The sequence below is a fragment of the Janthinobacterium sp. 13 genome (assembly GCF_002749695.1).
In the GTDB taxonomy this organism is placed as follows: domain Bacteria; phylum Pseudomonadota; class Gammaproteobacteria; order Burkholderiales; family Burkholderiaceae_D; genus Janthinobacterium; species Janthinobacterium kumbetense.
In genome coordinates, this window is record NZ_PEEQ01000001.1 from 5,811,614 (window position 1) to 5,824,748 (window position 13,135).

Consider the following 13,135-nt stretch of genomic DNA (forward strand, 5'->3'; position numbering starts at 1 on the left):
ATCGTGTTGCACGGCAAGTCCCGGCACGTTGGCGCGCGCGTCTCCCCGGCGCTGTGCGCAGAGCTTACAAAAATAGTTTCAAAAAAGTTTGCGGTATTTGCGTGGTGCGGTTCGTCACCCTTGCATAGGGGCTCTTCCTGTCGCCGGCGCTACTCGGCTGCGATGGGGAAGGCCTTCATGAATGTGGCTGGCCGGGGCGAGACGGGCAGCCGGACGGCATCGACTCAATGACCAGGCGGATACTTACATGAACACACGCGGGCGCAGTGGCAGGGAAAATCAAACGATACGCAAACAGGATCGGGTATTCAGGCTGGCGCCGCTGGCGCGGGCCATCGCGCTGACGCTGGCCGCCGGCGCGGTGACGGTGCCGGCCCATGCGCAGCGCGCGTTCAGTCCGGCATGGTTTGCCGACAAGGGCGCGGTCCGGGACACGGCGTCGCAAACGGGCCGGCTACCCAACGGCTTGCCCGCATCCAACCTGACGAGCCCGCTTGGACAGCAGCAGAAGGCCAACGAGCAACTGCAGCGCTCCATCAGCAACCTGAATCTGGCCGCGCGCGGCATCGCGGCGCAGCAGTCGGCCCAGGCCGCCGCCCGCCTGGCGGCAGCGAACGGGGCATCCATTCCCGACGGCATGACCGTGGGTGGCTTGAAAATCGATACCGATTCGCTGAGCGCAGGCTGGCACAACGCCAATGCCCCGACGCTTACCCAGGTCGACGGCCGCAGCAACGTCGCCATCGAACAGACGGCCGACAAGGCTATCCTGAACTGGGAGACGTTCAATGTCGGTCGCAATACGACGGTCGAATTCAGGCAGCAAAAGGAGTGGGCCGTCCTCAACCGCGTCAACGATCCGAATGCGCGCCCCTCGCAAATCCAGGGCCAGATCAAGGCCGATGGCACGGTGCTCATTGTCAACCGCAACGGCATCGTCTTCCATGGCAGCAGCCAGGTCAATACGCGCAACCTCGTCGTCGCCGCCGCCCAGATCGACGACGGCCAGTTCAAGACCAGCGGCATCTACACGGCCAATGCCAGCCAGCCCAGCTTTAGCAATGCCCAGGGCAAGGTAGAGATCCAGGCCGGCGCCTGGATCGCCACGCTGGCCCCGAAGACTTCCACCGAAGGGGGCGGCTATGTCTTGCTGCTCGGCAAGGAGGTGCACAACGGGGGAGACATCGTCACGCAAAAAGGCCAGACCGCGCTTGCGGCCGGCGACAACTTCATCATCAAGAAGGGTGTCGGCACCGATGGCAACCAGGCGTCGACCACGCGCGGCAACGAGATCACGCCGCAGTTCAACACCGACAGCCTGTCGGGCAAGGTGAGCAACACCGGCCTGATCCAGGCCCGCGAGGGCGACGTGACCATGGTTGGGCGTGACGTCCAGCAAAACGGTGTCGTACTCGCCACCACCAGCGTCAACACCCGCGGCACCGTGCACCTCAACGCTATCGGCGCGGATGGCAAGGTCGCCCTCGGCCAGGGTGCCGCCACTGCCGTGGTGATCGAGGACGACGGCAAGACGGCCCTGGACAGCCAGCGCGACAGCCTGCGAGGACCGGCAATCAGCACTCCCGAGAACATTGTGGCCATCACTGATCGCCGCGACCAGTCCCGCATCGAGATCAGCAGCAGCGGCGCGGCCGACTTCCAGAGCGACTCCCTGACCTTGGCCACCGGCGGTCAGATCGTCATCGATGCAGCCCAGCGCAGCCTGGTGCGTGAGCGCGCGCGGATCGACGTTTCCGGCGCCGTGGGCGTGAACCTGGCCATGGAATCGAACAACGTCAAGGTCAACGTCCAGGGCAATGAACAGCGCGATGCGCCGGTCAACCGGGATGGCAAGACCCTCAACAGCAACGACATGTGGATCGACCGCCGCAGCCTGGTGTTCGTACCCAAGGGCACGAACGGCTACGCTACCGAGCGCTGGTACACGGCGGGCGGCCTGCTGGAGGTCGGCGGCTATCTTGGCACCGCGGGCCACACCGTGGGCGAATGGATGGCGCAGGGCGGCACGGTGAGCTTTGGCGGCAACGATGTGGTCACGCAGGCCGGCTCCAGCATCAATCTCTCGGGCGGCACGGTCAATGTGCAGAGCGGTTTCATCAATCAGACCTGGCTCAAGGGGACCGATGGGCGGCTGTACGAAGTGAACAAGGCCCCGGGCGACCAACGCTACACGGGCGTCTACAAGGGCTACGAAGACAAGCACGAACGCTGGGGCGAGAAGGCGACCGGCTATTACTACAACCCGCTGATCGGACAGCAGCGCAGGCTGGAAAGCGGCTACACGGTGGGCCGCGATGCGGGCGTGCTGGTGGTCGGGACGAAGAACGCGGTGCTCGAGGGCGACATCGCGGGGGACACCTTCCGGGGAAGCGGCCAGACGCAGGCGGCGCAGGCCGGACTCGACGGCTATGACCAGTCGCAGCTCGCGGTGGCGCGCGGCGGGCAGTTGGTGGTCGGCACCTACGGCACCCTTTACGACAAGAATACCGGCCTGATGCACCGCCGGCTCGACTCCGCGGGCGTGAAGAACGTGGTGCTGAGCGACACGGCCGAACGCATCGCAACCGGGCTCGACCTCACGGCGGCGTTGCCAGCCGCGCGCCAGGACACGTTGACCCTCGACACCACGTTGCTCAACGGCTTCTCGCTGGGTGCAGTGCGCATTGCGGCCGAGAACTCGATCACGGTGGACTCGGCGCTGACGCTGGGCAATGGCGGCGACATCGCGCTCTACGGCCCGAAAGTCGGTGTGAACGCGGACCTCACGACGCACGGCGGCAGCATCCGCCTGGGCGACACGCTCGCGCAAGCCAGCACCAACCGCCTCGATGACACCACGCAGACCACCACGCCCGAAGGCGTGCGCGCGGGCGTGGCGGTGGCCCGGGGCGTGGCACTGGACACGCGCGGCCTGTGGAGCAATCTGTGGCTCGATCCTGCCGATACCGGCAGCATGGCGTGGCGCAACGGCGGCAGCGTATCGATCCGCAGCAGCGGAGACGTGCTGCTGGCCCAGGGCAGCGTCATCGACGTGTCCTCGGGTGCGGCCTTGCTGGCCAACGGCACCTCGCAGCGAGGCGGCAAGGGCGGCGACGTCCGGCTGCAGGCGAATGCGCAGACCGGCGGTGGCGAGGGCGTGCTGGCGACCGATGGCGCGCTGCGCGGCTGGGGCACCTCGGGTGGCGGCACGCTGAGCTTGCAGACCGGGCGCATGCTCGTCACGGACGGTCGAGGGGAGGCAGACACTTCGGCCGAGCCAGGCACATTACTCCTCTCAGGCAATTTCTTCGACAAGGGCTTCAGCCGCTATGCACTCATCGGCGACCGCGGCGTCACGGTGACCGACGGCACGCAGGTCGAGGTGACGATGCCGGTGCTGCGCGTAACGCCCGAAGCGAGGAATGTCGCGAGCACCGCCGTTTTGGGCAAAGCATTGCAAGCCTGGACGCCGCTGCTCTACACCGAGGATGCCGCCAAGGGCGTGCTCACGCAGCGTGCCGGTGCGAGCCTGAGCCTGCAGGCGGGCACGGTGCAGACCCTGGCAGCCGACCTGCCGACGGTGGCTGCGGTCATCGGTCGGGATGCGCAGATCACGGTCGATCCCGGCCAGGCCATCGACGTGCGCAGCGTCGGCCAGCTCACGCTGCAAGGCCGGCTGCAGGCGCACGGCGGCAGCATTTCGTTGAAGAACCTCGACCTCACGCGCATGGAGCAGGAGCATGCCGTGGATGGGGCGCACAGCCGCTCGATCTGGCTCGGCGAGCAGGCGGTGATCGACGTGTCCGCCACGCCCGCGACCGCGCTCGATGCGCACGGCCGGCGCTACGGCATCGTGCGCGACGGTGGCAGCATCGTGATCGGCGGCGAGATCAAGGAAAGCGACGGTTCGGCCACGGCCGCCAACGGCTTCATCGTCGTGCGCGAGGGCGCCGTGCTCGATGCCTCTGGTACCGCCGCCGTGCTCGACATGGGCGCTGCCCGCCCGGTCGCGATGGCGAGCCGCGGCGGGCATATCGCGCTGGCCTCGAACAACGGCCTCTACCTGGACGGCGAACTGCGGGCCCGCTCGGGCGGCGCGGGCGCCGCCGGCGGCACGCTGCAAGTCGCGCTGGAATCGCCCGAAGTGCGCACAAGTTCCGGCCCGGCACAGTACACGCTGGCCGATAACGCGGTGCGCAACTACCGCGACCTGGTGATCGGCGGGCTGCAGGGGCCGTCGGACCTGCCGGCCGGACTGGCCCCCGGCGCGGCCGATGCGGCGCTGGTCTATGGCCACGGCCGGCTGGGCGTCGACACCGTCACACGGGGCGGCTTCGATAAGCTCGCGCTGCTCAGCGCGGGCGGCATCAGCCTGGAAGACAACGCCAGCCTGCGGCTCGGCCAGAGCCTGTCGACCTACGGCGCGCTGATGCTGGCCAACAACGCGCGCAACGACGCGCACATTACGCTGGAAGCACCCTACGTGCGGCTGGCCGGCATCACGCAGAGCTTGGGGGTGGACGTGACCCGAGGTCGCTTCGGCGTCATCGGCACCGGCGACTGGCTACCCTCCGAGGCGCATCTGGAGGTGCATGCCGGCCTCATCGACGTGCGCTCGTCGGTTCGAATGTCCGGTGTCAACGGCGATATACCGATATCGTCCGACAGCGACATGCCGGAGAGCCCGGGCAGCATCAGGGTGGAGCGGCGCGGCTTCGGCCAGACCACGCTGCAAAGCGACGGCGACTTACGCTTTCTGTCCGACGTGCCGGCCTTGACCAACGGCGTGCCGACGACCAGCCTGGCCACCCCAGGCGACCTCACACTGCGGGCTGCGCAAATCTACCCGGCCATCGGCGTCTCGGCCTCGATCCAGGCGGGTGTGTTGCCCGACGGCACTTATGCACCGGATCGCGTGCTGCGCATCGAAGGCAAGGGGCAAGCCGCGCCGGCGGTGCCCTATACGGCCTTTGGCGGCCTGACGCTCGGCGCCGCGACCATCGAGCAGGGCGGCGTGCTGCGCGTGCCGCTGGGCAGCCTGCGCATCGGCGACGCAAACACCACGCGGGTCGACTTCCTGCCTGGGAGCCTGACCTCGGTCAGTGGCAACGGCCTGCTGATGCCTTATGGCGGCACGGTTGACGGCATCAACTACCTCTACGACGGCACGAAGGTGGAGTTGATCGGCGTGGGCGGCGCCGACTCGCGCGGACAGGCGCTGACGGTCGGCCTCACGCTGGGCGGGGTGAGCGTCAATGTGCAGCCCGGCGCGGTACTGGATCTCTCGGGTGGCGGCGAACTCAAGGGCTTTGGCTTTATCGGTGGCCGCGGCGGCTCGACCGATGCGCGCTACCACCCGCTGGTGCGCACTGCGGTCGATGGCAGCTTCAGCCTGCCCGGTCTCGCGGGCAACCCGGTGTATGCCGTCGTGCCCGGCGTGCAAGCCCCGGTCGCCCCGGCGGGCGGCGAACGTGGCGCGGTCGACCCGTTGATCGGCCAGCAGATCACGCTGGGTGCCGGCGTGCCGGGCTTGCCTGCGGGCACTTACACGCTGATGCCTTCCACTTATGCCCTGATGCCTGGTGCCTTTCGCGTCGAGCTCAACGACAGCACCGGCCAGGGCGCGGCGCAGCCCGGCAGCGCGATGCGCAACGGCTCGTGGTCGGCCGCCGCGCGGCTCGGCATCGCCAATACCGCCATCGGCGATACGCTGTTCCGCCAGGCGATCCTTACACCGGCCGAGGTGCTGCGTACCTACTCGCAGTACAACGAGACCTCGTTCAACCAGTTCATCGTCAGCGACGCCGCGCGCATCGGCGTGCCGCGCGCGATGGCACCCGCGGACGCGCGCACGCTGCTGCTGGCCCTCATGCCGAACACCGGCGCCCACGCCGGCGCCGACGCTTTCCATTTCGGGGGTATCGGCCGCTTCGACGCGGCCAAGGGCGGCTACGGCGGCGCGGTGGCTGTTTTTGCGGGATATGGGGGGCCTGAAAGCCAGATCGAGGTCGTGCGCGGCGGTGCGAAGGCTACCGCCGGCTTCGAGGGCGTGACGCTGAATGCTGATGCGCTCAATGCAATGGGCGCCTCGCGGCTCATGCTCGGCGGTCTGCAATATGTGGAATACGGCTCGGGCGGCAATATTGTGAGGTTCAACCCAGGGACGAACGGACTCACCTTGCGCCAGGGCGCGGTGCTGTCGGCTCCCGAGGTGTTCCTGCTGGCCGATGCCACCAACACCGATAACGCGAGCCACCTCGTGATCGAGCAGGGCGCGGGTGTCAACACACTGGGCAAGGGCCGCGCGGCCTATGACTCGGCCGATGGATTTTTCTACGCGGGTACGGCCGGCAATCTGGTGGCCGTGTCCAACGGCGTGCTCAGCATGCTGCCGGGTCTGCCGAGCGTGGACTTGCTGGGGAACCGCAGCCTGCAGATCGGCACATGCACCGTCTCGCCCTGCGCGGGCCAGACCGAGCTGTATTCCCAGGGCACCATCGCGCTGTCCACGCCCGACCGTTTCGTACTCGACGACACGGTGCGCTACGGCACGCGCAACCTCACGCTGGCGGTGCAGGGCATCAACGTCGGCAACAGCGTGGCGCTGGCCGACGCGGCCGCGCGCAACACGCTACCCTCCGGCCTGGTGTTGAACCAGAGCTTGCTCGACCGCCTGCTGCGCGGCGACACGCGGTACGGCGCCCCGGCGCTCGAGACGTTGCAACTCAACGCCAGCGGCGGCCTGCGATTCTTTGGCAGCGCCTCGCTCGACACCATCGACCCGGCCACCGGCAAATCCACGCTCGCGCGCCTGGTGCTGGGCACGCCCGCCATCTACGGCGCGGGTGCGGCCGGCGATGTGGCGACCATCCGCACCGGCCACCTGATCTGGACCGGATCGACCGTGGCGCCCGGCGCCGTAGTCACGGGCGGCGCCGGCACCGGCAGCGGCACGCTGGCCATCGAGGCAGGGACCATCGAATTTGGCTATGGCCCAGGCACGCAAGCCGCGGGCACCAGCGATGATGCGCGTCTGGCGCTGGGCTTCGCTGACGTGCGGCTCAAGGCCGGCGAGCGGATCACCGCCAACAACAAGGGCAGCCTCTCGGTCTACCAGTCGCAAGGCGCGTATGAAGCCGGCAAGGGTTATGCCTACAGCGGCGGCAACCTCAGCATCGACGCGCCGCTGGTGACAGGCGCGGCGGGCTCGGTCAACCGCATCACCGCGGGCGGCCACCTGCGCGTGAGCGCTTCCGTGCCTCTGACCACACCGGTCGCCGATGCCGCACTCGGCGCGGAACTGCGCCTTGCGGGCCGCGACGTGATCATCGACACCATGCTGGCACTGCCCACTGGCAAGCTCGTGATCACCGCCGACAAGGACCTCACGCTGACCGGGCGCGCGCAACTCGACCTGGCCGGCCGCAAGATCGATTTCAACGACGTGTCCAAGTACAGCTGGGGCGGCGACGTCACGCTCGAAAGCCTGGCCGGCAATGTGCGCCAGGCCGCGGGCTCGGTGATCGACCTGTCGGCGCGGAACAACCGCGCCGGCACGCTCAAGGCGCTGGCGCTGGGCGACCAGGCCGGCGTGGTCGACCTGCAGGGCGCGATCCGCGGCGGCAGCACGGGGCGCTACGACGCGGGTGGCACGCTCGTGCCCTACCAGGCTGGCGGCGTGGAAGTGCGCGCACAGCATCTCGGTGATGGCGCAGCGCCCGACAGCCAGTTCGCAGCCCTCAACCAGCGGCTCAACGAAGGCGGCGTGTCCGGCACGCGCACCTTCCAGCTCAAGCAGGGCGACCTCGCCATCGGCGACGGCTTGAAGGCCGGCGAGGTCAACGTGTCGGTCGACAACGGCAGCCTGACGGTCAACGGCACCGTCGACGCCAGCGGCGAGCGCGCGGGCCGCATCTACCTCGCGGCGAAAAACGCCCTGACGGTGGCGGGCTCGGCCGTGCTCGATGCGCACGGCACGCTGCTGCGCGTGGATAGCTACGGCAAGATCATCGATTCGCCCAACCGCGCGATCGTCGACCTGAGTACGCAGGGCGGCGTGCTGACGCTGGCCGACGGCGCACGCGTCGACCTGCGCCACGGCACAGCCGCGACCCTGGGCACGCAGCCGGGGCAGAACGACGGCCGCGCACGCGGCACGCTCGAACTCTCGGCGCCGCGCATCGGCGCCAATGGCTTGCCGGGCATCAACGGCGCGACCGATGCGGCGGTCTACGGCGACATCGCCATCGACGCGCGCGGTGCGCTCGACATCCGCGGCGCTCGCTCCATCGCGGTCAACGCCATGCAACGCTACGACGACGCCCCGCTGGTCAGCACGCCGGCTGCCAGCGGACGACCTTACCAGGAGATCACCCAGACCTGGCTGAAGGACAAGCACGACGACAACAACGATTTCATCGATGCAGCACTGGCGCGCGCCAGCCTCATGACCGGCAAGCTTGCCGGCCTGCGCAACCCGGCCTATGCCGACGCCTTCCATCTGCGTCCCGGCATCGAGATCGCAAGCAATGCGCTGATCAACCCGGGTGGCGACATCGTCGTGTCGGGTGACCTGGACCTGTCAGGCTACCGCTACGCCAGCGTCAACCCGCACACGCCAAAGACCGGCGTCTATGGCTCGGGCGAAGTCGGCACCTTGCGCATTCGCGCAGCCGGAAACCTCGATATCTATGGCAGCATCAACGACGGCTTCGCGCCGCCGCCCGCCACGCAGGACGACAAAGGCTGGTTGTTGCTTTCGGGAAATAATTTCTTCGGCGCCGACACGGTGATCCCGCGTGCCGGCGTCGTGCTGGCCGATGGCACGGCGTTCGAAGGCGGCAACGCGCTCAATTTTGACCTGCCGATCCAGTCGAGTGACTTTGCCGCCGGCACGCTGATCCCCGTGTCCAGCGAATTGACGGCTGAGATGCTGCTGCCCGCCGGGACCGTGCTCGCTGCCAACGTGCGCGATGCCTCGGGCCAGGTTATTCATGCGGCCGGCAGCATCGCCGGCGAAACCGTGACGCTGCCACAAGGCACGCGCCTGGACGCGGGCACGCGCCTGCCGGGCGCCACCATGCTGGACGCGCTGGTCTGGCCCAAGGGCGTCGTTCTGCCGGCCGTGGGCGTGAAGTACCTGATGCATGGCGACACGACCTTGCCCGTGGGGGCGCTGCTGCCTTCTTCGACCGACATCAGGTTGCCGGGCGACGCCAAGTCGGTCGAGCTTCGTCCTGGCGGCGCGGGCCGGCTGTGGGGCGTGGCCGCGATGCTGCCGGAAGGCTCGCAGTCGTGGTCGCTGCAGCTGGCGGGTGGCGCCGACCTCGGTGCGGCCGACCCGCGCACGCTGCAGCAGAACCCCGCAGCGGGCAGCCTGCGCATGGCCGACACCCACTACGGCCTGTTCGCCAAGGCGCTGCCGTTCAAAGGCGCGTTTGCATGGACATCGCTCGCGGCTGCCGATCTGGGCTTGAAGGCAGGCGTAGAGATCACCGACGAAGTCGCCCGCCAACTCATGGGCGGCAGATACCAGACCGCTGCGGCGCTGTGCGGGGCGAACGGGTCCTATTGCACGCCCGTCTACGCGTTCAATTGGTCGGCGTCCGCAGCCCGGAGATTCAAGGATCCTGCGCTTGCGGATACGCCGATACTCGATGCCGATGTCGCGCGGTTGACCGGAGGCTCGTTCAAGACGGCTGAGGCGCTATGTAAGGGAAGTTCCAGTTATTGCGTCTCGCTGCCCGTGAACATCTACTACGAAAACCTGCCCGGCAGCACCCGCTTCAGCGTGCTGCGCACCGGCGCGGCAGACCTTGACCTGCGCGCGGCCGGCAACCTGGGCATGCATTCGCTCTACGGCGTCTATACGGCCGGCGCCTCGTCGCAGGCCACGCAGGCCGGCGACCCGTATAACCTGCCGCGCGTGGTGGGCAGCAGCGGCACGGTGCTGAGCGACAAGAACAAAGGCTACGAGAAGTTTGTCGATGGCGGGGCCGAGAGCCTGGCGCGCGCCTGGTACCCGGCCGGCGGCGGCAACCTCACGCTGCAGGCCGGCGGCAACCTGACCGGCGAGGCGGCGCAGGCCATCGCCTCGACCGGCGTCGGCCGCCCCAACCCGGCCGATAAGGGCGTGACGACCAACGACACCGCCAACTGGCTGTGGCGCCAGGGCAGCGGCAGCACGCTCGGGGGAGGCAACGATCAGGCTGCGGCCTGGTGGATCAACTTTGGCAGCTACGCCACGCGCGGCACGACCGACACGCTGTTGGGTTTCACCGGTTACGGCACGCTGGGCGGCGGCGACCTGCGCGTGGACGTGGGCGGCGACGCGGGCCTTGTGTCCCAGCGGGGTGCGGCCGTTCGCACCGGCACGGACAACCTGCGCAGCGACGGCCTGGTGCTGGCCGTGGGCGGCACCGGCCGCGTATTGGCCGACGGCAGCCTGGCGCTCACCGGCGGGGGCGATCTGAGTTTGCGCGTCGGCGGCGCACTCAATCCCTTGGCGCTCGATCCCTTGAACGACATCCAGACCAACGCCGTGCTGAATGGCGCCGTCGTCAACCTGCGCGGCGACGTGCAGATGCAAGCCGGCGCGATGGGCACCCAGTCGCTGCGCTATGCGCAGTACACCGGCCAGCTGTCCGAACGCGACCCCCAGGCCATTGATCCGTTCTCGGCCGGGCGCGCGGTGGCGCAGGGCGGCATGCTGCTGGTACCGGGCGATGCGAGCTACCAGCTGAATACGCGCGGCGACCTGGTCGTGACGGATGCCAATGACGCGGGCCGTGCCGTGCTGCCGAAGGCTACGCCCTTCAACGTCGGCGCGGCCAAGGGCAGCGGCGACAGCTGGTTCACGCTGTGGACGCCGAACACCGCCATCCGCCTGTTCTCGGCCGGCGGCGACCTGACGCCGCAGATGGCCAACCTTGGCGCACTCCCGACCGACATGGCGAACGTCTACCCGTCGATCCTGAGCGCGGTTGCGGCCAGCGGCAGCCTCTACTATGGCAGCATGGCCACGGACAGGATGACAGAGGCGACCGGCGCACTGGTGCTGGCGCCATCGGCCAACAGCCTGCTGGAGTTTCTTGCCAGCGATTCGATCCATGGCGGCGGCTACACCGTGAGCCCCTCGGGCGCAGCCGAGAGTGCCATGGCCACGCCCTTCCATCCGGCTTTCCGGGGCACGCTGGCGAACGGCACAGTTGTGAGCAATCTCGCCGAGGCCGGCAACCTCATCGAAAATGGCAGGCCATTGTTCGCACTGGGCGCCAACACTGTTTCGGCAGGCGGCAAACATGGCAGCGAACCGGCGCGCTTCTATGCCCTGCACGGCGACCTCGTGGGTGTGGCCACGGGCCGCATCAACGTCTTTACGTCCAACGACCCGACACGCGCTGGCCAGACTTATTACGAGGCCGGGCAGCCGGTGTGGATGATGGCTGGGCGCGACATCGTCGGCAGCGGCACGCCTATCGGTCAGGCCCTGCCCACTGACGCAGGCCTGGGTGCGCGCTATGAAAGCTCGGGCAACCTATTCGCGCACGGCGCCCCGACCGACGTGTCGGTAGTCTCGGCCGGTCGCGACATCGTCTACAGCAGTTTTAACGTGGCGGGCCCCGGCACGCTGGAGATCACCGCAGGGCGCCACATCCAGATGGAAGACCGCGCGGGCGTGACCAGCCTGGGGCCTGTGGTGCCGGGCGACAGCCGGCCCGGCGCGAGCATCTCGATGCTGGCCGGCGTAGGCGTGAACGGCCCCGACTACAAGGGCTTCCTGGCACGTTACCTCGGCGAAGGCAAGCGCGCCCAGGCTGGCATGCCGCTGGCTGAGCAGCCGGGCAAGGTCGTCAAGACCTACGAGGCCGAGCTGACCACCTGGCTGGCCGAACCGGCCCACGGCCTGGGCTTCACCGGCACGGCCGGCGAGGCGCAGGCTTTCTTCGACGCGCTGCCGGCGACGCAGCAACGCATCTTTGCGCGCCAGGTGTATTTCGCCGAACTCAAGGCAGGCGGGCGCGAGTACAACGACGCGGACGGCGCGCGCTTCGGCAGCTACCTGCGCGGGCGCAATGCCATCGCGGCGCTGTTTCCAAAGGGGAGGGCGGACGGAACGCCGATCAACTACAGCGGCGACATCACGATGTTCCGCGGGAAGGCCGGCGCCACGCCGCGCAGCGGCTTCGTACGCACCTTGTTCGGTGGCAATATCGAGCTCATGACGCCGGGCGGCCGCCAGGTCTACGGCATCGAGGGCGAGGCGCCGCCGTCCGAGTCGGGCGTGCTGACCCAGGGCGCGGGCGACATCGCGATCTACTCGCTCGGCAGCATCCTGCTGGGCCAGAGCCGGATCATGACCACGTTCGGCGGCGGCATCATGAGCTGGTCGGCCGAGGGCGACATCAATGCCGGCCGGGGTTCGAAGACCACCGTGGTCTACACGCCGCCCAAGCGTGTGTATGACCAGTGGGGCAACGTCACGCTGTCATCGGACGTGCCGAGCACCGGTGCCGGTATCGCCACGCTGGCGCCGATTCCGGAAGTGCCGGCCGGCGACATCGACCTGATCGCGCCGTTGGGGACCATCGACGCGGGCGAAGCGGGTATCCGCGTGTCGGGTAATGTGAACCTGGCGGCCCTGCAAGTGGTCAACGCGGCCAACATCGCCGTCAAGGGCGAGTCGACGGGCATGCCGGCCATTGCGGCGGTGAACGTTGGCGCATTGAGCAATGCCAGTGCTGCAGCCTCGCAAGCGACGGCCGCCGCGCAGGACGTGCTGCAGCGCGAACGCGCGACGACGCGCCAGAACCTGCCGTCGATCTTCACGGTGCGCCTGCTCGGCTTTGGCAACGAGCCCATGGAGGGGGAGGCGGAAACACCACCGCCGCCACCGCGGGCCGGCTTGCAGTCATCGCACGGCGTTCCCTACGATCCTGCCAATCCGGTGCAGTTTCTTGGCGTGGGGCGGGATTTTGACGCCAAGCAGCTTGCGCGCCTGAGCCCGGAGCAACTGCGCCAGTTGCAGCAGGAGCGCCAGTCCAGCGGCATGTAGCGCGTGCCCGCCTGTTTCCTGCCCTGTGCAGGGAACAGGCGGGGCCGCTCCCCCATTCTTGCAGCCGAACACCGAGGTAGA

1 protein-coding gene is annotated in these 13,135 nt (G+C 68.4%); it reads left to right on the forward strand.

The window, feature by feature from the left end; genetic code table 11:
• Window positions 1-247 precede the first annotated feature (247 nt).
• On the forward strand, window positions 248-13,054 hold the full coding sequence (locus tag CLU94_RS25545) for a filamentous haemagglutinin family protein (protein WP_099667712.1): 12,807 nt from the start codon (window positions 248-250) through the stop codon (window positions 13,052-13,054).
• The last annotated feature ends 81 nt before the right edge of the window (window positions 13,055-13,135 follow it).